Annotated in this window: 22 protein-coding genes; 9 read left to right on the top strand and 13 right to left on the bottom strand. The window is 71.9% G+C overall.

Annotated elements, in window-relative coordinates:
* Positions 1 to 16 precede the first annotated feature (16 nt).
* The 4 genes from HC251_RS19880 to HC251_RS26405 form a co-directional block, all read right to left on the bottom strand.
* Positions 17 to 424: a Zn-ribbon domain-containing OB-fold protein gene (locus tag HC251_RS19880; protein WP_219942346.1), complete on the bottom strand. Its 408-nt coding sequence runs from the start codon at positions 422 to 424 to the stop codon at positions 17 to 19.
* 9 nt (positions 425 to 433) lie between these two features.
* The gene (locus HC251_RS19875; protein WP_219942345.1) at positions 434 to 1,609 is read right to left on the bottom strand and encodes an acetyl-CoA acetyltransferase; all 1,176 of its coding nucleotides are present in this window, start codon (positions 1,607 to 1,609) and stop codon (positions 434 to 436) included.
* Positions 1,610 to 1,705: 96 nt separating this feature from the next.
* Complete coding sequence (locus tag HC251_RS19870; RefSeq protein ID WP_219942344.1) at positions 1,706 to 2,098, bottom strand: enoyl-CoA hydratase-related protein; 393 nt, start codon at positions 2,096 to 2,098, stop codon at positions 1,706 to 1,708.
* Complete coding sequence (locus tag HC251_RS26405) at positions 2,076 to 2,288, bottom strand: enoyl-CoA hydratase-related protein (protein ID WP_370651314.1); 213 nt, start codon at positions 2,286 to 2,288, stop codon at positions 2,076 to 2,078. The genes HC251_RS19870 and HC251_RS26405 overlap by 23 nt, the downstream gene beginning before the upstream one ends.
* 501 nt (positions 2,289 to 2,789) lie before the next feature.
* Between HC251_RS26405 and HC251_RS19860 the strand changes: the two genes are divergently transcribed.
* The 3 genes from HC251_RS19860 (at position 2,790) to HC251_RS19850 (ending at position 5,862) form a co-directional block, all read left to right on the top strand.
* Complete coding sequence (locus HC251_RS19860; protein ID WP_255566495.1) at positions 2,790 to 3,401, top strand: TetR/AcrR family transcriptional regulator; 612 nt, start codon at positions 2,790 to 2,792, stop codon at positions 3,399 to 3,401.
* Between the two features lie 290 nt (positions 3,402 to 3,691).
* A complete protein-coding gene (locus HC251_RS19855) occupies positions 3,692 to 4,933 on the top strand; it encodes an acyl-CoA dehydrogenase family protein (RefSeq protein WP_255566494.1) in 1,242 nt (413 codons plus the stop codon).
* A gap of 35 nt (positions 4,934 to 4,968) precedes the next feature.
* Positions 4,969 to 5,862, top strand: coding sequence for an alpha/beta hydrolase (locus tag HC251_RS19850; protein ID WP_219942340.1), 894 nt, complete (start codon positions 4,969 to 4,971; stop codon positions 5,860 to 5,862).
* Between the two features lie 121 nt (positions 5,863 to 5,983).
* Here the strand turns inward: HC251_RS19850 and HC251_RS19845 are convergent, their stop codons facing one another.
* From HC251_RS19845 to HC251_RS19825, 5 genes are all read right to left on the bottom strand, one after another.
* The gene (locus HC251_RS19845) at positions 5,984 to 7,495 is read right to left on the bottom strand and encodes an aldehyde dehydrogenase (protein ID WP_219942339.1); all 1,512 of its coding nucleotides are present in this window, start codon (positions 7,493 to 7,495) and stop codon (positions 5,984 to 5,986) included.
* A 305-nt stretch (positions 7,496 to 7,800) separates the two neighbouring features.
* Positions 7,801 to 8,721, bottom strand: a complete 921-nt coding sequence (locus HC251_RS19840) for an LLM class flavin-dependent oxidoreductase (RefSeq protein WP_219942338.1) — start codon at positions 8,719 to 8,721, stop codon at positions 7,801 to 7,803.
* 5 nt (positions 8,722 to 8,726) lie between these two features.
* Complete coding sequence (locus tag HC251_RS19835; protein WP_219942337.1) at positions 8,727 to 9,710, bottom strand: nitronate monooxygenase family protein; 984 nt, start codon at positions 9,708 to 9,710, stop codon at positions 8,727 to 8,729.
* Positions 9,711 to 9,744: 34 nt separating this feature from the next.
* A complete protein-coding gene (locus tag HC251_RS19830) occupies positions 9,745 to 10,167 on the bottom strand; it encodes a Zn-ribbon domain-containing OB-fold protein (RefSeq protein WP_219942336.1) in 423 nt (140 codons plus the stop codon).
* On the bottom strand, positions 10,164 to 11,315 hold the full coding sequence (locus HC251_RS19825; RefSeq protein ID WP_219942335.1) for a hypothetical protein: 1,152 nt from the start codon (positions 11,313 to 11,315) through the stop codon (positions 10,164 to 10,166). Before HC251_RS19825 ends, HC251_RS19830 begins: the two co-directional genes overlap by 4 nt.
* A 187-nt stretch (positions 11,316 to 11,502) precedes the next feature.
* Between HC251_RS19825 and HC251_RS19820 the strand changes: the two genes are divergently transcribed.
* Both HC251_RS19820 and HC251_RS19815 read left to right on the top strand, forming a co-directional pair.
* Entirely contained in the window at positions 11,503 to 12,726 is a 1,224-nt protein-coding gene (locus HC251_RS19820) for a cytochrome P450 (RefSeq protein ID WP_219942334.1), read from the top strand.
* A gap of 29 nt (positions 12,727 to 12,755) precedes the next feature.
* Positions 12,756 to 13,361 carry a carboxymuconolactone decarboxylase family protein gene (locus tag HC251_RS19815; RefSeq protein ID WP_219942333.1) on the top strand — a complete coding sequence of 202 codons (606 nt, stop codon included), beginning with the start codon at positions 12,756 to 12,758 and terminating at the stop codon, positions 13,359 to 13,361.
* A gap of 261 nt (positions 13,362 to 13,622) precedes the next feature.
* Here the strand turns inward: HC251_RS19815 and HC251_RS19810 are convergent, their stop codons facing one another.
* Positions 13,623 to 14,309, bottom strand: a complete 687-nt coding sequence (locus tag HC251_RS19810) for a TetR/AcrR family transcriptional regulator (protein ID WP_219942332.1) — start codon at positions 14,307 to 14,309, stop codon at positions 13,623 to 13,625.
* 96 nt (positions 14,310 to 14,405) lie between these two features.
* Here HC251_RS19810 and HC251_RS19805 point away from each other — a divergent pair, with 96 nt between their 5' ends.
* Positions 14,406 to 15,080 carry an alpha/beta fold hydrolase gene (locus HC251_RS19805; RefSeq protein ID WP_219942331.1) on the top strand — a complete coding sequence of 225 codons (675 nt, stop codon included), beginning with the start codon at positions 14,406 to 14,408 and terminating at the stop codon, positions 15,078 to 15,080.
* A gap of 199 nt (positions 15,081 to 15,279) precedes the next feature.
* Here the strand turns inward: HC251_RS19805 and HC251_RS19800 are convergent, their stop codons facing one another.
* From HC251_RS19800 to HC251_RS19790, 3 genes are read right to left on the bottom strand one after another with little or no spacing between them, the layout of a single operon-like run.
* Positions 15,280 to 16,092: an enoyl-CoA hydratase-related protein gene (locus tag HC251_RS19800; protein WP_219942330.1), complete on the bottom strand. Its 813-nt coding sequence runs from the start codon at positions 16,090 to 16,092 to the stop codon at positions 15,280 to 15,282.
* Positions 16,093 to 16,120: 28 nt separating this feature from the next.
* Positions 16,121 to 17,398: an acyl-CoA dehydrogenase family protein gene (locus HC251_RS19795; RefSeq protein ID WP_219942329.1), complete on the bottom strand. Its 1,278-nt coding sequence runs from the start codon at positions 17,396 to 17,398 to the stop codon at positions 16,121 to 16,123.
* Positions 17,395 to 18,507, bottom strand: coding sequence for a zinc-binding dehydrogenase (locus tag HC251_RS19790; protein WP_219942328.1), 1,113 nt, complete (start codon positions 18,505 to 18,507; stop codon positions 17,395 to 17,397). Before HC251_RS19790 ends, HC251_RS19795 begins: the two co-directional genes overlap by 4 nt.
* Positions 18,508 to 18,735: 228 nt before the next feature.
* On the opposite strand from HC251_RS19790, the gene HC251_RS19785 reads away from it, so the two are divergent.
* The 3 genes from HC251_RS19785 to HC251_RS19775 are packed head-to-tail and all read left to right on the top strand — an operon-like array spanning position 18,736 to position 23,076.
* A complete protein-coding gene (locus tag HC251_RS19785; protein WP_219942327.1) occupies positions 18,736 to 19,860 on the top strand; it encodes an amidohydrolase family protein in 1,125 nt (374 codons plus the stop codon).
* 1 nt (position 19,861) lies between these two features.
* Positions 19,862 to 21,586, top strand: a complete 1,725-nt coding sequence (locus HC251_RS19780) for an amidohydrolase family protein (protein ID WP_219942326.1) — start codon at positions 19,862 to 19,864, stop codon at positions 21,584 to 21,586.
* Positions 21,583 to 23,076 (top strand): NAD(P)/FAD-dependent oxidoreductase, encoded by a 1,494-nt coding sequence (locus HC251_RS19775; RefSeq protein WP_219942325.1) that lies wholly within the window; start codon positions 21,583 to 21,585, stop codon positions 23,074 to 23,076. Before HC251_RS19780 ends, HC251_RS19775 begins: the two co-directional genes overlap by 4 nt.
* Positions 23,077 to 23,133: the final 57 nt, after the last annotated feature.

Genomic DNA, 23,133 nt, shown 5'->3' with positions numbered 1-23,133 from the left:
GGGTGGTGTCGTGACGTCAGCCGGCCACCGGTCGGAAGACCGGGAGCCGTCGCCCGTCGGCGAGCTCCGCTGACCAGTCGACGACGACCCGTTGGTCGCAGCGCAGGCCGGCCGGATCGGCGCCGACGATGTTGGTGGTCATGCGGACGCCCTCGTCGAGATCGACGAGGGCGACCACGTAGGGCACCTCGTCGGCCATCATCGGGTTGCCGGGCTTGCGCATGACGTTGAACGTGTAGATGGTTCCGGTCCCCGCCAGGGGGCTCCATGCCAGGTCGGTGCCGAGGCAGCCCGGGCACGCATCCCTGGGGTACCAGACGAACCGGTCGCAGGACGGGCACCGCTGCGCCAGGAGCTCCCGGCGACGGGTGCCTTCCCAGTACGGCTCGGCGAGCGGAGTGATCGGCGGTTCGATGCGCGGCATCAGCGGCTCCTAGCGGGTGGCCTCGGTGCCGAGGACGATGGTGGACGTGCACGACAAGACGCCGCCACATCCGTTGGCGATGGCGACCTCGGCGCCGGGCACCTGGCGGTCGCCGCACTCGCCCCGGAGCTGGCGGACGGCTTCGACGAGGATGAACATGCCGTACATGCCGGGGTGGGTGTATGCGAGCCCGCCGCCGTTGGTGTTCGTGGGCAGCGTGCCCGCGGGGCCGAGGCGGCCGTCGGAGACGAACGCGCCTCCCTCGCCCTTGGCGCAGAAGCCGAGGTCTTCGAGGGTCATGAGCGCGGTGATGGTGAAGCTGTCGTAGAGCTCGACCACGTCGATGTCGTCGTGGGTGATCTCGGCCATGGCCATGGCTCGGGGGCCGGACACGGCGGCACCGGTCGTGGTGACGTCGCCCATCTGGGAGATCGACATGCCGTGGGTGTGTGCGGTGCCGGCGCCGAGCACGTAGACGGGCGGGCGGGCGAGGTCACGGGCGCGGTCGGCCGAGGTCACCACGAGCGCGCCGGCGCCGTCGGTGACGAGGCAGCAGTCGAGCTTGTGCAGCGGCTCGGCCACCATCGGCGATGCGAGGACGTCGTCGATGGAGATCGGGTCCTGGTGGTAGGCGTTGGGGTTCTTCACCGCCCACTCCCGGATCGAGACGGCGACCTGGGCGAGCTGCTCGGCGGTGGTGCCGTAGTCGTGCATGTGCCGCTGGGCGGCCAGGCTGTAGCTCGCAGCCGGCAACCCGAGCCCGTAGGGAAGGTCCCACTGGAACAGGGCGGAGTCCTTGCCTCCGACGCCGGGGCCGCCGCCGGCGAAGGGGTTCTTGCCGCCTCGGGGCGTGGCGGCGTAGACGATGACGGCCACCTCGCAGAGCCCGGCGGCGATGGCTGCGGCTGCGTGCTCGACGTGCACCTCGGAGCTCGAGCCGCCGGTCATGGTGGAGTCGGTGAACCGGCCCCGGACGCCGAGGCGTTCGCCGAGCTCGAGCGAGGCCATCATCCCGTTGGTGGACATCACGCAGTCGACGTCGCTGATCGTCAAGCCGGCGTCGTCGAGGGCGGCGCGGATCATCTCGACCTCGAGCTGGGCATCGGTGCGACCGAGGACGCCGGTGGGCGACACGGTGTCGGTGGCGCCCACGATGGCGGCGTTGCCTCGTAGTGGGTTGGTCACGTCGGGCCTTCCGATGGTTGTGCGATGGCCAGACCTGGCCGGAGCGGGCGGAACATAACACACCTCCTGTTTCGGGTCGCCGAGCCCCGATCACCGCTACTGAGCTCGGTGGATGCAGGCTGAACCATGCCCCCCGTCGCGCGCCAGTCCGGTTCCTGCCGTGAGGTGAAGGACCGGGGCTCTAGCTTCCCGTGAAGATCGGTGGGGGCTTCTCCATGAAGCCAGCGGCCCCTCGACCGCGTCCTTGACCGTGAACCCGGGAACTCCGACCTCGGACTCGATGCGCAGCGCCTCGTCCAGGCTGGTGCCCTCGGAGCGGCGGACCGCCTCCTTGACGGCTCGCACGGCGAGCGGGCCGTTGCCGGCGATGCGGCGGGCGAGCTCCATGGCCCGCTCGAGGACCTCGCCGCGGGGGCCGACCTCGTTGATCAGGCCGATGCGCCATGCCCCCTCCACCGGCATCCGCTCACCGAGCAGCAAGATCTCCATCGCCTTTGGCCCGTGGGACCTGGCGGGGAGGCGGCTGCCCCGCCTCCGCCGGGGATGAGGCAGCAGGCCACCTCGGTGAGCCCGACCGTGCACCCTCGGCGGCCACGCGCAGGTCGGTGGCCAGCACCAGCTCGGTGCCGCCGGCCAAGGCGTCGCCCTGGATGGCCGAGATCACCGGAGTGTCGAGCACGAAGCCCCGCAGCGGCCCGTCGGCGAACGCGGCTTTGTCGGACAGCAACCGCTCGTCTCACTCGTCCTCCGGGTTCCGCTGACGGGTGAGCAGCGTGATGAGCCGGCCGAGGTCGGCGCCGCGCAGAACGCCTTGTCGCCGGCGCCGGTGAGCACGGCGACCCGGATGGCGTCGTCGTCACGGACCTGCCGGCACGCCTCGGCCAGGCGAACCAGCATCTCCGGGGCCCAGCGCGTTGCGCTTGTCGGGACGGTTCATGGTGACCACGGCTATGCCGTCGCGCACGTCGACGAGAAGGTGGGATCGGTCATAGGGGCGTCCGTGGGGGTCAGGGGCCGGGACGGCGGATGATGTCGCGCGTCATCGTCGGGTTGTTGGCGGCATCGAGCATCGCGTCAGCGATCGCGGGGTCGACCGGTCTTCGCGGTCAGTCATGGGACAGAACGTACTGCCTGTCTCATCAGGCTACGATGCATGGCGTAGGGTGCGGCGGTGGCCCGGATGGCGAGAGAGTCATGGGGCAGCGAGGCCCCGACTTCGGTTGACGACGCGCGCGACCGGCTGGTCGACGCGGCCGAGGTGTGCTTCACACGGTTCGGCGTGGCCAAGACGACCCTCGAGGACATCGCAACCGAGGCCGGGGTGTCGCGGGCCACCGTGTACCGCTACTTCGGGGGCGGCCGGGACGAGATCATCCTCGGTGTCGTGCTCCGGGAGGGTAGAGAGTTCCTGGCGTCGCTCGACCGTCGCGTCCAACGGGAGCAGACGCTCGGAGACGCCATCGTCGAGGGCGTGCTGTACACGGTCGCAGCGGTCCGGAGGAGCGACCACCTAGCCCTGTTGTTCGCTCCGGAGGTCGCCGGGCACACGACCAGCATCGCCGGTGCCTCCGCGGCGCTGTACGAGCTGACCCAGGACTTCCTGCGGCCCATCTTCGACCAGGCGCGCACCTCCGGGCAGCTTCGCGACGGCATCGTCTCCGAGGATGCCGCCGAGTTCGTCCTCCGGATGATCTTGTCGCTGCTCTCGGTGGCCGGTCCCCGCAGGCGACCGCAGGCCAAGGAGCGCGAGTTCCTGCGCACGTACTGCGCTGGGGCGATCACGTGCGACTGAGCTCGGGGTCGGTCGGCTCGGTGGGGACGACCGGTGCCCGGCGGTGGGCTGGCGGCGCAGTCGGCGCGCTGACCGGGTGGCGTCGACCCCCGAAGCTCGCTGGTCCCGGCGCTCTGCCTGCCGGGCGAGCGGGTCGCAGGTCGCCCTCGGGTGGACTCTCGACCCCGGGCGACCCACTCGCACGCCGCCGCCGCAGCGCCGTGTAGCGCTCTACACCCCGCCATGACACACTACCCCTCATGTCTCATGTCGGGGAAGGCGTCGCGGGAGGACACCCAGCGGACCAGGACGTGTACCCCGAGGCCCGGGCGTGGTTCGATGCCAACTGGGACTCGAAGATGGCGCTGCGCGAGTGGTGGCGTCGGCTGGCCGAGAGCGGGTGGGGGTTCCCGACCTGGCCGGAAGGGATCTACGGGCGCGGCCTGTCCGGTGACGGCGCCCGTCGGGTCACCGACGCGCGACGCGACGCCCGTGTGGCTCCGCCACCCGCCGGCATCGCCCAGAACCTGGCGGCGCCCACCATCATCGCCCACGGCACCGAGGAGCAGCGGCGTCGGTTCCTGCCCGGCATCGTCACCGGGGAGATCTGGTGCCAGCTGTTCTCCGAACCCGGCGCCGGCTCCGACCTGGCGTCCCTGCAGACCCGTGCCGAGCGTGACGGCGACGAATGGGTGGTGAACGGCCAGAAGGTGTGGACATCGGGGGCCCACATCGCCCGCTACGGGATCTTGGTGGCCCGCACCGACGCGTCCGTCCCCAAGCACGCCGGGATCACCTACTTCGTGATCGAGATGGACCAGCCCGGCATCGAGGTCCGGCCGATCCGGGAGATGACCGGCCGGGCGATCTTCAACGAGGTGTTCCTCACCGACGCCCTGGTGCCCGCGGCGAACCAGATCGGTGGGCTGGGCGAAGGCTGGTCGGTCGCGCTGACCACCCTCGCCAACGAGCGGACGATGCTCGGCGCCGGCTCGTTCGGCAGCTCGGGATCCAGTGCCTCCATCCGAGAGATCGACCTCGATGCACCGGCCGACCAGCTGGTGCGTGACGAGGAGCGTCCCGCGGGACGCACGCGCTCGGGCGCAGCCGACCTGCTGCTGGCCGTGCTCGAGCGCTACGGCGACGCGCACGATCCGGTGGCCCGCCAGGAGTACGCCCGCATCCACAGCCTGATCGAGATCGCCCGCTACACAGAGCTGCGAGCGAAGGCGGCCGTCGAGCGGGGCGGGCGGCCGGGGCCCGAGGTCTCGATCGGCAAGCTCGCCGCCTCGCAGCTGCTCCAGACCATGCGCGAGACGCTCTTCCGCCTCTGCGGCCCCCACGCCACCCTCTGGGGTGCCGACTCGCCGTTCGGCGGACGCGTCCACGAGGTCGGCCTGTCGAGCTACCTCATCTCCATCGGGGGCGGCACCGACCAGATCCAGCGCAACATCATCGGCGAGCGGGTGCTCGGCCTGCCCCGTGAGCCGCGCACCGACAAGGACGTGGCCTTCCGCGACCTGACGGTCGGCACCCAGGGCACCGACCGCTGACCATTGCGCCCGACCAGACCACGACGGAGAGCCCGATGCGCAGCGACGCACTAGAGAACATCGTCACCATGCTCCGGGCCCAGGCCGACGAGCGTGGCGGTGCCCCCATGACCCTCGGCGAGTGGCGCGAGGCCTACGACGGCCTCGGCGCCCTCCTCCCTGCGGCAGAGGGCGTCGCGGTGGAGGAGGTCGACGCCGGAGGGGTGCGGGCCGAGCGCATCGGCTCTGGCGATGGTCCTGTCGTGGTCTACCTCCACGGCGGCGGCTACTGCATCGGATCGCTGGACAGCCACCGGCCCATGCTGACGCACCTCGGCTCGGCCGTCGCCGGCCGAGTGCTGGCCGTCGACTACCGGCTGGCCCCCGAGCACCCGTTCCCGGCCGCCCTCGACGACGCCTGCGCGGCGTACCGATGGACCGTCGCGGACGGCGCCGACGCTGCACGGGTGGTCGTCGCCGGCGACTCGGCCGGGGGCGGACTCACGCTGGCGACGCTGGTGGCCCTGCGCGACGCCGGCGACCCGCTGCCGGCGGCCGGCGTGTGCCTGTCACCGTGGGCGGACCTGACCCAGTCGGGGGCGACCATGTCGGAGAAGGCCGACGCCGACCCCATGGTCCACGCCGAGGACCTCGGGCGCTGGGCGGCGGCCTACGCCGGCCCCGACCACGACCCCGGCTCCCCGGGGCTGAGCCCGCTGTTCGCCGACCTGTCCGGCCTGCCTCCGCTGATGGTCGAGGTCGGCACCGCTGAGGTGCTGCTCGACGACGCCCGCCGGGTGACCGAGCGGGCTCGTGCTGCGGGTGTCGACGTGACGCTGTTCGAGGGCGAGGACCTCATCCACGTCTGGCACTTCTTCGCCGGCGCCGTGCTGGAGGCCGACGAGGGCATCGCGCGCGTCGCCCGCTTCATTGGCGAGCGGGTGAGCTGACCGCACGGTCCCACCCGCCGGCCGCCGGTCGGTCACGTCGGCTCCACAGCGAGCCGCTGAGTCGCGCCGAACGGCGACCCGGATCACCGGCGGTGCCGCGCCGGTCCCGGCGCGTCGTCAGTCAGGAGAGGTCGATGTAGACGTTCTTCGGTTGGGTGTACATGTCCATCGCCCAACGCCCGCCTTCGCGCCCCGACCCGCTCTGCTTGAACCCACCGAAGGGGGCCGTGTGGGGCACGACCCCGTAGCTGTTGATCCACACTGTTCCGGCGCGCAGAGCTCTCGCGACGCGATGCGCGCGACCCACGTCCCGGGTCCAGATCCCGGCTGCGAGCCCGTAGTGGGTGTCGTTGGCCCGGCGGACGAGCTCGTCCTCGGACTCGAACGGTAGGACCGCGACGACCGGCCCGAACAGCTCCTCTCGCACCAGTGGCGAGTCGTCGGCCGCGCCGAGGACCAGTGTGGGGTTCAGGTAGTAACCGTTCGACAGGTTCGGGTCCGCCGGGCGGTCACCACCGGTGAGGATCTCGGCCCCTCCGTCACGGGCGGTCTGGATCGCCGCCTCGACCCGCGTGCGGTGCGCTGCGCTGATCAGGGGTCCGAGCACTGTCCCGGAGACCTGAGGGTCTCCCAGGGGAAGCATGTGCGTCGCACCGACGATCTCCGGGAGGACGCGGTCGAGAGCCTCGCGTTCGACGAAGAGTCGGGTCCCCGCGACGCAGGCCTGGCCGGTCAGCGCGAACGCGCCGACAGCCGCGCCCATGCCGACCCGGCCGCCATCGGCATCGGCGAAGACGATGTTGGGTGACTTGCCCCCGAGCTCGAGCGCCACGGGGGTCAGGTGCTCAGCCGCGGCTCTCGACACGGCGCGGCCCGCGTCGTGCGAGCCGGTGAAGCTCACCTTGTCGACGCCTGGATGGGCGACGAGGGCCGCTCCGGTCTCCGCTCCACCGAGGACGACGTTCACCACCCCGGGCGGGAGCCCGGCCTCATCACAGAGCTCGGCGAAGCGGAGTGCTGTCAGCGATGCGAGTGGTGAAGGCTTCACGACGACGGTGTTCCCGGTCGCGAGCGCGGGCCCGACCTTCGACCCGAGGAAGAGCGAAGGCGTGTTGTAGGCGGTGAGGATCGCGACGACCCCGTACGGCTCCGGCACCACGTAGTCGAGTGCGCCACTGGACATGACGGGGACGACCTCACCCCCGAACTTGTCGATCCAGCTCGCGAAGTAACGGACGTTCTTGACCATGGCCGCCACCGAGAACCTCGCGACGAGGTCGATCGGCACCCCGTTCTCGGCACTCTCGAGGCGGCTGAACTCGTGTTGGTGCATCTCGAGGAGATCCGAGAGCCGATCGAGCACCCGTTGGCGCCGCCCCAGTGACCAGGTGCCCCACTCTCCGAGGAACGCGGTCTGCGCGGCATCCACGGCCCGACCGACCGTGGTCCGGTTCGATGTCGGCAGCGTGCACAGCTCCGCTCCGGTTGCCGGGTTCTCGCAGGCGAACGGTTCTCCGGAGGTCTCGAAGCGCCCGGCGATGTACGCGGCGAGGTGCGGGAGCTCGAGGCTCGACGGAGCATCGTGCCCGTCCCCGGAGCGTGTGGGTTCGGGCCGGGCCGGGAGGTCAGGCATCGATCTCGAGGACGGTCCGGATGCCGAGATCCTCGTCCATGCGGCCACTCCATTCCCTCGGCGTCGTGATGAGACGTAGTACGGTGAGCGTCGTCCGTACACTACCCCAGGACTCTGGCGGAGGGGAACTGGCGGGGCTGACGACTCGACGGGACGTCGCCGTGGTCGCCAGGTGACACACGCCGCGGGGGTGGGCGGCATCGGATGGGCGAGGCCGGCGTCGGTCGGCGAGCCGGGGTCCACCACTCGCGATGTGAGATCGGGAACCCGTCTCGTGGAGCCAGGCGTCGACGTCGCGCGCGGGGTCAGGCGGATGCGAGGAGCCGGCGGACCTCGCCGACGGCGCCCGGGATCATGGACGGGTCAGGACTCTGGGTGAGCAGGTTGAACGTGCGACAGCCGGCGTCCACGTAGGGCTGGAGCGCGTCGGCCACGTCGGCGGGCGCGCCGGCCGGCACGTACCGGGCGAAGCGTTCGAAGGACAGACCGTAGAGACCCTCCATGGCCTGGGAGACAGCGTCGGTGGCCGAGCTGCGGTCGTCGGCCAGGCCGCACCAGACCGTCATCCCGTGCTGCCAGTCGACGTCGCCCCGGCCGGCGGCGTCGGCGGCGTCTTGCGCCTCGGCGGTGGCCGCGGCGAAGCGCTCGGGTGACACCCAGATGCCGAGCCAGCCGTCACCCAGGCGACCGGACCGTCGCACCGCCGCGGTGGAACGTCCTCCGACGACGACCGGGACCGGGGCCGGTGGGGCCGGGCGGACGGACACCGCGGACAGCGAGAAGAACTCGCCGGTGTGGTCCACGGTGCGGCCGGCGAGGAGCGGACGCAGGACGGCCAGGCTTTCGTCCATGCGCCGTCCCCGGGTGGACGGGTCGACGCCGCACGCCCGCACCTCGTCGCGGTCCTCGCCGCCGATGCCGACGCCGAGCACCAAGCGGCCTGGCGCCCGCGCCGCCAGCGTGGAGATCTGGCGGGCGACCAGCACGGGGTGTCGGAGCCCGAGCAGGTAGACGCTGGTGTGCACGGGCAATGTGGGGTGGAGCATGGAGAGGGCCGTGGCCTCCACCAGGCCGTCGACGCCCCAGCCACCGAAGAAGCAGACGTGGTCGCCGACGACGAGGTGGTCACAGCCGGCGTCGGCCATGGCCTGCAGGATGGCGGCCTGGGCGTCGGGACCCGGCTCCGCCGGAGGGGGCGGGGCGGCGCCGACGCGCAGCGGGGTCACCTCGGTCAGCCCCGCACGGGCGCTCGCAGGGAGCCGAGCCGGTCGATCTCCCGCTCGGCCTCCTCGACGAACCGATGGACGAGCTCGCCGGCGGGCACGATCTCGTCGATGCCACCGAGGCCCTGCCCGGCGGCGTAGCACTCCTTGGCCGGGTCGATGTCGTCGGTCTCGGGCGGGGCGCCGAGGTGCATGGCCCCGTCGGACATCGAGCGGCCGATCTGGTCGGGGAACCGAGCCAGCTCCTCGGGGTGCTCCTCGAAGAACTGCGTGTAGTCGTTGCGCACGGCCCGCAGCGTCTTGCCCGTGTAGGCCCGGGTGATGACGGTGTCGTCGTCACGACCCCCGACGAGCGCCTCGCGGTAGCCGGACACCACGTGCGCCTCCGGGGTGGCGATGAAGCGGGTGCCCACCCACACGCCATCGGCACCGAGGGCGAGGGCGGCGGCCAGGCCCCGGCCGTCGAAGATGCCGCCGGCCGCCACGACGGGCACCCGGTCGCCGACGGCATCGACGATCTGGGGGACCAGCGGCATGGTCGCCACCGTGCCCGTGTGCCCGCCTGCTTCGGTGCCCTGGGCGATGACGACGTCGCAGCCTGCCTCGACGGCGGCCACGGCGTGGCGAACCTTGCCGCACATGTTCATGACCAGGACCCCGGCGCGGTGGCATTGGTCCACGACCTCGCGCGGCACGCCCAGGCCGGCCACGAAGACCGACGCGCCGCCGGCGATGATCGCGTCGACCTGCTCCTCCATGCCTCCGGGCAGGGCGGTGAGGAGGTCGACGCCGAACGGCGCGCTGGTCCGCTCGCGGACCTCGGCCATCTCCCGCTTCAGGCGGTCGATGCCCATGGGGGCGGCGCCGAGCGTGCCGAACCCGCCGGCATCGCTCACCGCGGCCACGAGGGCGGCGTAGGACACGCCACCCATGCCGGCGAGCATCACCGGGTGCTGGCAGTCGAGCAGGTCGGTCAATCTGGTGTGGATCATGGTGCGCTCGACGGCGGGCCGTCGACCTCCTGTGTCACTCAAGGATGGGGGTGTCGGTCGCCGGCTCGGCCCACACGAGTACGAAGTCCTCGGACCGGCGCTCGACGGAGCAGCGCACCGCCGTGCCGATGCCGACCTCGGCCGGGGCGGCCTTGGTCGCCGCCAGCACGCGGGGCCCCTCCTCGAGCTCGACGACCAGCGTCGCGAAGGGCACCTCGGCCTGCCAGCCCGGGTCGAGGCTGCGGTGGCTGACCGCCAGGGACAGGACCCTCCCCGTCCCTGTCACCGGCTCGAACGACGCCGCCGGGCTGGCGCAATCGGCGCAGAACCGCCGCGGCGGGTGACGCCACGTCCCGCACGCGTCGCAGCGCTGCAGGGTGAGAGCCTCGGCTTCGAGGCAGGCCCGGTGCCAGGCGAGCACGAGCCACTCGGGCTTGGGCACGTAGGTGCCGCTCACCGGTCGACCCCCAGGATCGCGACGCTGCCGTCGCCCAGGTCGCCGTAGCCGGTCACCAGGACCAGCTCGGCGCCCTGCACCTGGGCCGCCCTGCCATCGCCCCGCAGCTGGCGGGTCGCCTCCACCAGGTGGTTCAACCCCCAGCAGTGGCCCTGGGAGAGCAAGCCGCCGTGCGTGTTGAGCGGGAAGCGGCCACCCGTGGAGATGGTGCCGTCGGCCACGAAGTCGGCGGCGCCGCCCGGCTCGGCGTAGCCGAGCGCCTCGAGCTGGAGGAGGACCACGTAGGTGAAGCAGTCGTAGATCTCGAGCACGTCGATGTCCTGCGGTCCGACGCCGGCTCTTGCGAACGCCCGCGGTGCCGCACGGTGGATGCCCAGCTCGAGGAGGTCCGGCCGTCCGATGATCTCGTCGGCGGGCTGCGGATGCCCCTCCGCCCCGCCCATGTACACCACGGGCGGGTGGGCGAGGTCGCGTGCCCGCTCCAGCGAGGTGACGACCACGGCCGCCGCGCAGTCGGTCTCGAGGCAGCAGTCGAACTTGCGGAGCGGCTCGGCGATGTAGGGAGAGGCGTCGTACTCCTCGCGTGTGAGCGGGCGGCCCCGCATCAGGGCCTTGTCGTTGAGCTGCGCGTGCTCCCGGCAGGCGAGGGCGACGGCGGCGGCCGCATCCTCGGGCACCCCGAAGGTGTCGACGTAGCTGCGGAGGTAGAGGCTGTAGTGCTGCGCGGCCGACATCAGCCCGTACGGTGCGTAGAAGTTGCGGACCGTCTCGCCCATGGGTCCGAGGTTCATGGTGCGATGGGTCGGTCGGGCGTCGGGCTTCGGTCGCAGCGCCGAGTAGCCGTTCCACCCCAGGGTGACGAGCACCGCATCGGCCAAGCCGGCGTCGATGGCCATCGCCGCCGTCTGGAGTGAGGCGGTGGGGGAGGCGCCGCCCATGAGCACGCTGACGTGGTAGGCGATGTCGGGGATGCCCAGGTTGGCGGCGATCTCCTCGGTGCTCATGTACCCCGGCGGGGGGATGATGCCGTCGATGTCGGCCGGTGTCAGCCCGGCATCGGTGATCGCCGCCATCGACGCGTCGAGGATGAGGTCGCAGACGTGGACGTCGGCGCCGCGGAGGTAGTCGGTCTCGCCGATGCCCACCACGGCGGTGGAACCCCACGGGCCCCGTGCGGGGCGTCTCCCCTCGACTGGCATTGACGCTCCCTCCGGTGGATCGATCGGGCGAGACGGATCTTGTCATGTGTCTCGCGCGGAAGGAAATTCGCCGCTAGTGTTCCACCAACGGGGCCGTTGCCGCCGTGAGACGTCCGCCGAGCCGTGAGGAAAGCCGATGACCGCCATCGATCCGAGGTCCGAGGTCCGTGACTGGTCCACCGACTTCGACATCCTCGACCCCGAGTACGTCGCGGACCCGGCCCCGGTATGGGCCGACCTGCGTCCGGGCTGCCCCATCGCCCACACCGAGCGGTACGGCTCCACCTGGCTGCCGACCCGGTACGACGACATCGCCGCCATCGCGCACGACACCGAGCGCTTCTCGTCACGTGACATCGCCGTGATCACGCCGGGCCGGGAGCTGAACCCCGAGGCGGCGATCATGCTGATCGCCCCGCCCATCACCTCTGACCCACCGGTGCACACGTGGGCCCGCCGCATGCTGCTGCCCCGGTTCGGGCCCACCCGGATCGAGGAGCTCACGCCGATCACCCACGGCTTGGCCGACGACCTCATCGACGGTTTCGTCGACGCCGGCCACGCCGATGCGGCCCGGGACTACGCCCAGCACATCCCGGTGCGGGTCATCGCCCGCATGCTCGGCGTGCCCCTCGAGGACGAGGAGACCTTCACCGGTTGGGCGGTCACCATCCTCCAGCAGGGGTTCCACGACATCCAGGCCTCCGCCGACGCGGTGATGGAGGTCATCAGCTACTTCGGGGACAAGCTCGACCAACGGGAACGGGTCCCGGAGGGCGAGCGGCCCGACGACCTCATCACCGTGCTCGTCGGGGCTCGCCACGACGGTGACCCCCTCGACGACCGCCACCGCATCGGCAGCTGCTTCCTCCTGCTGCTCGCCGGCATCGACACGACCTGGAGCTCGATCGGATCGAGCCTTTACCACCTGGCGTCACACCCCGATGACCAGGCTCGCCTGCGGGCCGAGCCCGAGCTGATGCCCACGGCGATCGAGGAGCTGCTGCGGTTCTACAGCCCCGTGACCATGGCGCGCTACGTCGCCGAGGACACCGAGCACGCCGGCTGCCCGATGAAGAAGGGGGACAAGGTCCTGATGGCGTTCCCCGCCGGCAACCGCGACCCCGACCACTTCGAGCGACCCGACGAGTTCATCATCGACCGGCAGCGAAACCGTCACTTCGCCTTCGGCTCCGGCATCCACCGCTGCCTCGGCTCGAACCTGGCCCGGATGGAGCTGCGCGTGGCCATCGAGCGCTTCCTCGACCGCATCCCCACCTTCGAGCTCACCGACCCCGACGCCGTCACGTGGAGCGGCGGCCAGGTCCGCGGCCCGCGCCGCGTCCCGGTGCGCTGGTAGACGGACTGGACCACACGAGGACCCCCACGATGACGACCCCGCCCGATGCCCGCATCCCGATGCTCGACGTCGACGCCGCCCACGCCGCAGCCGCCGGGGTCGGCGTGCCCGAGGGCATGGCCCGACTGTCGGTCTTCAAGGTGCTGCTGCGCCACGAGGACCTCGCCGCCCGAGTCAACGGGCTGCTCCACCAGCTGCTGTGGAACGGCTCACTCGAACCGCGTCGGCGCGAGCTGATCATCATGCGGATCGGCTGGCGCCAAGGGTCGGTGTACGAGTGGACCCAGCACTGGCGGGTTGCCCGCATGCTCGAGATCCCCGAGGACGACCTCCTCGGCGTGCGCGACTGGAAGGCCAGCGACCGCTTCGATCGCGCCGACCGGGCGGTGCTCGCCGCCACCGACGAGACGCTCGGCGGCGGGGCCATCAGCGCTCGCACGTGGGCCGAGCTGGAGGCGACGGTGCCCGACGAGAAGGCCCGCCTGGAGGTCGTGTTGGCCATCGCCAACTGGTCGATGTTCGCCCAGCTCCTGCGGACCCTCGAGGTGCCGCTCGAGGACGGCGTCGACCCGTGGCCGCCGGACGGTGCCGTGCCGGAGCCGGCTCGGAACCCCGTGGCCAGCGAGCTCGATTGAGAGGAGCGGTGCGCGCGCGGACGTGGTCGATGATCGCCCGCTCCGCCGGCGCCTCGGCCTCGGGTTCCACGATGGCGACGATCATCTCACCGAAGCGCTGGTGGGGGACGCCGACCACCACGCCGTCGCGGGCGCCGGCGTCTCGGGGGCGGGGCCCGCGGCCGAGATCATCGATCCGGTGGGGTCGGCGTGGCCCACGACGCCCGCATCGGTCTGGGGGGAGCGAGGGCGGACGTTCGGCCGGCGGCAGCTGCCGCCGGCTCACGCGCTTCGGTGTCGCGACCCGCCCCGTGACCGGCTGCTCCCCTGGCGCGGACCCGGATCTGCGCTCACGGCGCCCTCGGCCACCGCACCCCGAACGGCGTGGCTCAGCGCCGTAGCCACTGACTCGCCGACCTCCTGAGGACTACGGCCGAAGTCGGGGCCGAGCGCCTCGGTCGTGAAGGCCGACAGGAAGACGGCCACGGCGTCGTGGAGCCAGCGGGGCGGATCGGCCGCGCCACCGGCCAGCCGCCAGGCCGTATCTGTGAACCGGTGCACCAGCTCGGCCCGCGCGGCACGCCGGGCTCGGGCGATGTCGCCAAGCTGGCCGTGCATCTCGGCGCCCGACGCCAGCTCGAAGTACACCCGGCCGTGCTGGGCGTTCATGCGGTGAACAGCGACGAGTGCGATGCGAAGCCACGTCTCGAGCTCGACATCGGGCTCCGGACGTGGAACATGGTCGCCGTAGCTGCGCATCGAGTCCTCGAGGGCGGCGGCCAGGAGGGATTCGCGGGTCTCGAAGTACCGGAACACGGTCCGGCGGCCGACCCCGGCGGCCGTGGCCACATCCTCGACCCGCACGGCGAGGCCGCGCGCGGCCAGCTCGGCGCGAGCGCCGCGGACGATGCGCTCGCGCACAGCGGCGCGTGGATCGTCGACCTGGTCGGTCGCGGGCTTGCGGGCCATCGGACCACCTTTGCACCTCCTGGACCGCGGCTGCACCTGGACAGCGGTGCACCGCCGGGCTTGCCCCCGCCACCGGTGGCGGCGCAGCATCACCGGGTGACCACCACGCCCGCCGGCATGCACCTGACGGTGGAGGGGACCGGACCCCCCGTGGTCCTGACCCACGGGTTCGCTGACGACTCCTCCACTTTCGACCACCTCCTCCCCTTCCTCTCCGGGTACCGCGTGGCCCGGTGGGACCTCCCCGGCCACGGGTCATCGGTCGCGGGACCGCATCCGTCCTCGCGGGCCGGGGCGCTGGCCTGGCTCGACGCTGCGGTCACCGCCGCCGGGACCGGGCCGGCCGTGCTCGTCGGCCACAGCCTCGGTGGCTACCTGTCCCTGTGCCGGACGGTGATCGACGCCACCGGCGTCGCCGGGCTGGTGCTCGTCTCCACCGGCCCTGGCTTCCGTGACCCGGCCAAGCGCCAGAGCTGGAGCACGTTCATCGCCCGCTACGCCGACCGGCACGGCATCCCGAAGGCGGCTCGCGGGATCGCCGAGCAGCCCGACGGCGTCGTGCTCGACGGGTTGGCCGGGGTCGGGCTGCCCGTCCTCGTCGTCGTCGGTGGCGACGATGCCCGGTACCACGCCGGTTGCCGCATCATCGTGGACGAGGTCCCCGACTGTGAGCTGGTCGTGGTCGACGGAGCAGGTCACTTCCCCCACCTGACCCACGCCGACCTGGTCGGCAGCCACGTCCGCGAGTTCCTCGGGAGCATCTCGGACTGAGGAGCCGAGCCGTTCGGCGAGGCGACCCAGAAGCACAGTGCATTGCTCTCCGAGGCTCTGCCGAGGAGATGTCCGGCACGACCCGGCCCTATCCGCGCAACCCTTGAGCGTGCGGGGTCGCTGCAGGCGGTGGCCTGCTCCTCGGCCTCGACGGCGACCTGCGGTGCGGCGGCCCCGTCCCCTCGACCGGCTGTCCTGCTCAGCTCCCTGTGAACCGAGGTGGGCGCTTCTCCATGAACGCTCGCGGGCCCTCGACGGCGTCCTTGGAGGTGAACACCGGCACGCCGACCTCGGACTCGATGCGCAGTGACTCGTCGAGACTGGTGCCCTCGGAGCGCCGGACCGCCTCCTTGACCGCCCGTACGGCGAGCGGCCCGTTGGCGGCGATGCGCTGGGCCATGTCCATGGCCCGGCCCATCACCTCGTCGCGGGGGACGACCTCGTTGACCAGCCCGATGCGCCTTGCCTCGTCGACGGGCATGGGCTGGCCGAGCAGGAGGATCTCCATGGCCTTGGCCCGGGGGACCTGGCGGGGCAGCCGGCTCAGGCCACCGCCACCGGGGATCAGGCCCCGGGCCACCTCGGTGAGCCCCATCGTGATGCCGGCGGCGGCAACCCGCAGGTCGGTGGCCAGGACCAGCTCGGTGCCGCCGGCGAGGGCGTCCCCGGCGATGGCCGAGATGATCGGCTTGTCGAGGTCGAAGCCGCGGAGCAGCCCGTCGGCGAAAGCGGCCTTGTCGGAGAGCAGGGCCTGGTCCCACTCGTCTTCCGGTCCTCGTTGCCGGGTCAGGAGCGGGATGAGGCGGCCGAGGTCGGCCCCGGCGCAGAACGCCTTGTCGCCGGCGCCGGTCAGCACCGCGACTCGGACGTCGTCGTCGTCGCGGATGCGCCGCCAGGCCTGAGCGAGGCGAACGAGCATCTCGGGGCTGAGCGCGTTGCGCTTGTCCGGGCGGTTCATGGTGAGCACGGCGATGCCGTCGTGGGCGTCGTCGAGGAGGTGGGGTTCGGTCACGGGTGCTCCTGTGGGCCGCGGCGCCGCCTCACCGCGTCGGTCGGCGGTTGGTGCGCACGTCGCGGAAGGGGATGGCGGCGTCGACGGAGGGCTCCTTCGGCAGACCGAGGACCCGCTCACCGATGATGTCGTGCTGGATCTCGTCGGTGCCGCCGGCGATGGATTGCCCCGGCACCGAGACGAGGACCTCGGCGACGATCCCCCCCTCCAGCGACCCGGGGCCGTCGAGCATGGCGTGGGCGCCGGCGACGTGGGTGTGGGTGGTCGCGGCGGCCCGGGCGATGGCGCTGGAGTGCAGCTTGCCGAGCGATCCCTCGGGGCCGGGGCGTCCCGCCTTGCGCTGGACGCTGGCCCGCTGTGCGGTGCGTTGCGCCGCCCACTGGAGGGCGTGGAGGGCGGCCACCTCCTGTCGCAGCACCGGATCGCCGGAGCGGCCCAGCCGTCGAGCGAGGGGGGCGACCAGGTCGGGCCGTCCGGCCCGTTGGGGGTACCACTCGTAGGTCTTCAGGTACGCGGCGGCCTCGGCGGCGGCCTGTTCCCGCGTCCGACCACCGCCGGCCGAGGGAAGGGCGCCGAACAGGCCAGCCGCGAGGCCGCGCTCGTGCGACAGCGTGGTGCGAGCCACGGCCCAGCCGCCGTGCAGATCACCCACCAGGTTGGCGTGCGGCACGCACGCCTCGTCGAGGAACACCTCGTTGAACGACGACCGCCCGTTCATCTGGCGCAGCGGGCGGACCTCGACCCCGGGCTGGTGCATGGGAAGCGCGAAGAACGAGATGCCATGGTGCTTGGGGACGTCGGGGTCGGTGCGGGCGAGCAGCATCCCGTAGGCGGCGTGGTGGGCGCCGGTGGTCCACACCTTCTGGCCGGTGACCACCCACTCGTCGCCGTCGCGGCGGGCGTGCGTGGTGAGGCCGGCCAGGTCGGAGCCGTTGCTGGGTTCGCTGAAGAGCTGGCACCAGGGGTCCTGGCCTGTGGCGATGCCTCGCAGCAGGACGCGTTGCAGCTCGAGGCTGCCGTGTTCGAGCAGCGTCGGCGCGGCGAGCGACATGCCGACCCCGACGGCGGGACCGACGGCGCCGGCCGCTCGGAGCTCGTCGGTGGCCAACCGGGCCAGGTCGGGGGGCAGGCCCCGGCCGTACCGGTCGCGCGGCCAGCCCGGGCACCCCCACCCGGAGTCGACGAGCAGGGCGCGCCACTCGTCGAGCGGTCGCTCCGGATCCCACGTGACGGCGAGCCAGTCCCTCACCTCGGCGAGGACCTCTTCCGCAGACGGTTGCTGGTCGAGGCGTGCGGCGGCGCTCATGCCGTCATGATGAGCGACGCGCGGGTCACCTTGCCAGCGTCCTGGTCGGCGAAGGCCTGGTTGATCTGCTCGAGCGGGTAGTCGACGACCACCTGCTCGAGGGGCAGGTCGTCGACGTGGCGCTTGAGGAAGCCCAGCGCTCGCTGCAGGCTGCGCGCGTCGTAGGCGGCCACCGCCTCGACCCGCACGTTGGCCATGACCAGGAACCCCGGGTCGAGCTCGAGGGACGTTCCCGGGTAGAAGGTGCCGATCTCCAGGTACCGCCCGCCGAGCCCGACCATGCGCAGGCCCTCGCTGATCGCGTCGGGACGACCGACCAGCTCGCACACGACGTCGGCGCCCCAGCCGGCGGTGAGGTCCTTGACCGCCGCCACCCGCTCGTCGGCGGTGGTGACCTGGCGCATGTCGATGGTGTGGTCGGCGCCCATCCGGCGGGCGAGGTCGAGGCGGTCCTCCACCCCGTCGATGACGATGACCGTCTCGGCGCCCCGGTCGCGGGCGACGGCGGTCGCGTAGAGCCCCAAGCCGCCCGCACCCTGGACGACCACCCGGTCACCCATGCCCATCTGCACCCGCTCCAAGCCCATGATCACCTGGGCCAGCGCGCAGTTGACGCCGGCGACCATCGTGTCGGTCACCTGGTCGGGCACCTTGTACACGGCCATCTGGGGGGTGAGGTAGAAGTAGTCGGCGTAGGCGCCCCGGAAGTGCGGGAAGTCCGTGGGCCGGCCCTGGAGCACCCGGAACGATCGGTTGCACGCCTCGGTCATGCCCCGGGTGCAGGACCGGCATCGCCCGCACGGAGCGAAGTACTGGTAGGCGACACGATCACCCTCGGCCAGCGGCTGCCCGGCCCAATCCGTCGTGACGCCCGCTCCGAGCGCATGGACGGTGCCGGTCATCTCGTGGCCGACGATGCGCCCGTCGGCGCGGGCCATGGCCGACAGGAAGCCGTCGCCGCGCCAGATGTGCAGGTCGCTGCCGCAGATGTTCGCCCTCGTGACGCGGACCACCATGGCGCCCGGCTCCGGATCCGGCACCGGCAGCTCGGTGAGCTCGAAGGGCTTGCCCGGGCCGAAGAACAGGGCGGCCCGCCCGGTGGTCGTCATGGTCGCTCCCTCGCTGCTTCTCACGGTGCGCTCGGTGCTGCGCCCCCGGTCGCGCCCGCTCCGGGTGGCGTCGCCGCAAGTATCGGCCTGGCACCCTGGAGTGTCAATGTCGCTGGGGGGCATTGCGGGCCGCGCCAGGGCCTTGCGGAGCCGTGCGCTCTGGGGCATGCTCGGTGGCACTCAAGGGTGCCACGAGGGTGCCGGGATCGAGCACAGGGGAACACGCACATGAAGGTCGACTACCCGATCATCTCGGCGGACTCGCACATCACCGAGGCGCCGAACACCTACACCGACTTCATCGATCCCGCGTGGCGCGACCGTGCTCCCCACATGGTGGACGGCGGCGAGGAGATGGGGGACATGTTCGTGGTGGAGGGCTCCAAGGTGCCGATCCCCATGGGCTTGGTCGCCGCGGCGGGCAAGGACCCGTCCGAGATCCGCACCAAGGGCACCCGCTTCGATGAGCTCCACCGGGGTGGCTGGGATCCGACCGCCCGGCTGGCCGAGCAGGACGCGGACGGCGTCGCCGCCGAGATCATCTACCCCACGGTGGGCATGGTCCTCTGCAACATCGACGACTACGACCTCAAGAAGGCGTCCTTCGACGCCTACAACCGCTGGATCGCCGAGTACTGCGCGCATGCGCCCCACCGCCTCCTCGGCGCCGGCCAGACGGCCATGCGCTCCCCGGAGGAGGGCATCGAGGACCTGAAGGCCATCAAGGCACTGGGCCTGCGGGGCGTGATGATGCCGGGCCTGCCAGCGGTGGAGGACTACGACTCGCCGGTGTACGACCCGTTCTGGGAAACCGCCATCGAGCTCGAGCTGCCGCTCAGCTTCCACATCCTCACCACCAAGAGCGACAAGACCCGCGGTCCGGCGATCTCCAGCTTCCTGTCCATCGTGCGGGGCTGCCAGGACATCATGGCCATGCTCGTCTTCGGCGGTGTGTTCGAACGCCACCCGGGCCTGAAGGTGGTGTGCGTCGAGGCCGACGCTGGCTGGGTCCCGCACTTCATGTACCGGATGGACCACGCCTTCAACCGCCACCGGTACTGGCTCAAGCCCGGGGCCGACCTGAAGCGTCTCCCCAGCGAGTACTTCGCCGAGCACATCTACGTCACGTTCCAGGACGACTGGACCGCGTTCCGCTTCGCCGATGCCATGAACTGGAAGCGGCTCATGTGGGCCAACGACTTCCCCCACAGCGACTCCACCTGGCCGTGGTCCCAGGAGCTGCTCGACAAGCACACCGCCCAGCTGAGCGACGAGCAGACCAAGGCCATCCTCAGCGACAACGTCGCCGAGCTGTACGGCATCGACACCTCCTCGCTGACCACCACCGCCTGACGTGGCCACCCACGACCTCATCATCAGGGGAGGCACGGTCGTCGACGGCTCGGGCGGCGCACCGCGCCCTGCCGACCTCGCCGTCGACGGCGACCGCATAGTGGCTGTCGGCCGGGTCGAGGGGACCGCCTCGCGGGAGATCGACGCCGACGGAGCGCTCGTCACCCCCGGCTTCGTCGACATCCACGCCCACTACGACGGCCAGGCCACCTGGGACCACCACCTGGCCCCATCGTCGTGGCAAGGTGTCACGACGGTGGTGATGGGCAACTGCGGCGTGGGCTTCGCACCGGTCCGGCCGGCCGACCACGACCGTCTCATCGAGCTGATGGAGGGCGTCGAGGACATCCCCGGCGCGGCCCTGCACGAGGGGCTGAGCTGGGAGTGGCAGTCCTTCGGCGAGTACCTCGAGGCCGTCGACCGCATCCCCCACGACATCGACGTCGCCGCCCAGGTGCCCCACGGCGCCGTCCGGTTGCACGTCATGGGGGAGCGGGGGGCCCAGCGCGAGCCGGCCACGGCCGAGGAGATCACCCAGATGGCGTCGCTGGCGGCCGAGGGCGTGGCCGCGGGGGCGCTGGGGTTCACGACGTCGCGGACGATGAACCACCGCACAAGCCGCGGCGAGCCCACCCCCACGCTGACCGCGTCGGCCGACGAGCTCGTCGGCATCGCCCGGGGGCTCGGCGAGCTCGGGCGCGGTGTGCTGCAGGTGGTGTCCGACCACATGAACACCGACGAGGAGTTCGCCACCTTCCGCCGGATGGTGTCCGAGTCGGGTCGGCCCCTGTCGTTCTCGCTCGTGCAGAGCCCGTTCGACCCGGACGGGTACCGCGAGGTGCTGGGACGCATCGACGCCGCCCAGGCCGACGGACTGGCCATCACCGCCCAGGTGGGCACCCGTGCCGTCGGCCTGCTGCTCGGCCTCCAGTGCACGCTCCACCCGTTCCTCACCAACCCGGTCTTCGCCGAGATCGCCACGCTCAGCGTGCCCGAGCAGGCCCGGGTCATGGCCGACGAGGGCTTCAAGGCCCGGGTGCTGGAGGCCGCGGCGACCAGCGGCAAGGTGCGCAAGCTGGGCGGCGGGCTGATCGGCCGCTTCGAGGCTATGTACGAGCTGGCCGACCCACCTGACTACGAGCCGGACCCCGACGACAGCATCGCGGCCCGAGCGGCTCGCGCCGGTCGGGCGGTCGAGGACTACGTGTACGACCTGCTCGTGGCCGACGAGGGTCGCACGCTGCTGTACCTGCCGGCGCTCAACTTCGCCGGCGGCACCCTCGACGCGGTGGGGGAGATGCTGGCCCATCCCCACACGGTCCCCGGCCTCGGCGACGGCGGCGCCCACGTGGGCACGATCAGCGACGGCAGCTTCCCGACGACGCTGCTCACGATGTGGGGTCGCGACCGCGACCACGGACGGCTGGGGCTGGCCTACCTGGTGCAGCAGCACTGCCGGGACACCGCCCGCACGGTGGGCCTGCGTGACCGCGGCATGCTGGCTCCCGGGTACCGGGCCGACATCAACGTGGTCGACTTCGACAACCTCCGAGCCCGTCGTCCCGAGGTCCGCTACGACCTCCCGGCCGGCGGCCGACGCCTGCTGCAGCGGGCCGACGGCTATCTCCACACCGTCGTGGCCGGCGTGGAGACCTACCGGGGCGGCGAGCCGACGGGCGAGCTGCCCGGCCGCCTGGTGCGTGGGCCCCAACCGGCCCCGGCGTGACCGACACCTCTGGAGGGGACAACGTGCGAGACCTGCGCGTCGCCGTCATCGGCGCCGGCATGGCTGGCATCGCCAGCGTGATCAAGCTGCGCGAGGCCGGCATCGACGACGTGACCGTGTTCGAGAAGGCGCACGACGTGGGGGGCACGTGGCGGGAGAACACCTACCCCGGCATCGCGTGCGACGTGCCCTCGCACCTCTACAGCTACTCGTTCGCGGCCAACGCCGACTGGACGCACACGTTCTCCCCCGGCGACGAGATCCAGGCGTACTTCCAGGGCGTCGCCCGCAGCCAGGGCGTGTACGAGCGGACGCGCTTCGGCGAGGAGGTCGTGTCGCTCGACTACGACGGTGGCCGGTGGGCGCTAGCCACGGCCCGCGGGCACCGGGACGAGTTCGACGTCGTCATCGCCGCCACCGGTGTGCTCCACCACCCCAACGTCCCCGACCTGCCCGGGTTGGGCTCCTTCGCCGGCGCCACGTTCCACAGCGCCCGGTGGGACCACGACGTGCCCGTCGACGGTCGCCGGGTCGGCGTGATCGGCACCGGCTCCTCGGCCGTGCAGATCACCGGTGCCCTGGTCGACCGGGTGGCGCACCTGGACCTGTTCCAGCGCACGCCGCAGTGGATCATGCCGGTCGACAACACCCCCTACGACGAGGCCCAGCGCCGGGCGTTCCGGGACGACCCCTCCCTGATGCGCCAGGCGCGCGACGGCCTCGGCCAGGCCTTCGCCGACCACTTCGCCAACGCCGTGATCGCCGCCGACTCACCGGCCATGGCGATCATCGAGGAGGCGTGCCGCGCCCACCTCGAGAAAGTGGCGGATCCGGTCCTGCGCGAGCAGCTGCGCCCCGACTACCGCGCCGGGTGCAAGCGCCTCGTCGCCTCCGGCGAGTTCTACGACGCCATCCAGCGCCCCAACGCCTCGCTGGTCACCGAGCGGATCGAGCGCATCGAGGCCGGGGGAGTGCGCACCGTCGACGGCGAGCTCCACGAGCTCGACGTGCTCGTGCTGGCCACCGGGTTCCGCTCCGACCGATTCCTGCGCCCGATCCAGGTGCGAGGGCGCGACGGCGTCTGCCTCGACGACGTCTGGGCCGAGCGTCCCAGCGCTCACGTCGCCCTCGCCGTCCCGGGCTTGCCCAACCTGTTCCTCCTCAACGGGCCGAACGGACCGGTCGGGAACTTCTCGCTCATCGACGTCGCCGAGCTCCAGCTCGACTACACCATCCAGCTGCTCGACCTGCTCCGCGACGGCGCCGAGTCGGTGGAGCCGACCGCCGAGGCGGCCGAGGCCTTCGAGCAGGCCCGGGTGGAGGCGACCAAGAACACGGTGTGGGTCACCGGTTGTCGTAGCTGGTACCTCGACGACCGGGGCATCCCGGCGGCCTGGCCGTGGAGCATCGATCACTTCCGCGAGGTGATGCAGGCCCCCGACCTCACCCAGTACCGGGTGACCGGGGCCGCGGTCGGAGCGAACCCCTGACCACGAGGGACGGGGACGGCCCCCGGTGTCGGGGGACGCGGTCATGAGCGACGGCGG

This window comes from Iamia sp. SCSIO 61187 (assembly GCF_019443745.1).
Lineage (GTDB): Bacteria > Actinomycetota > Acidimicrobiia > Acidimicrobiales > Iamiaceae > Iamia.
This window is presented reverse-complemented; position numbering and strand designations above follow the sequence as displayed.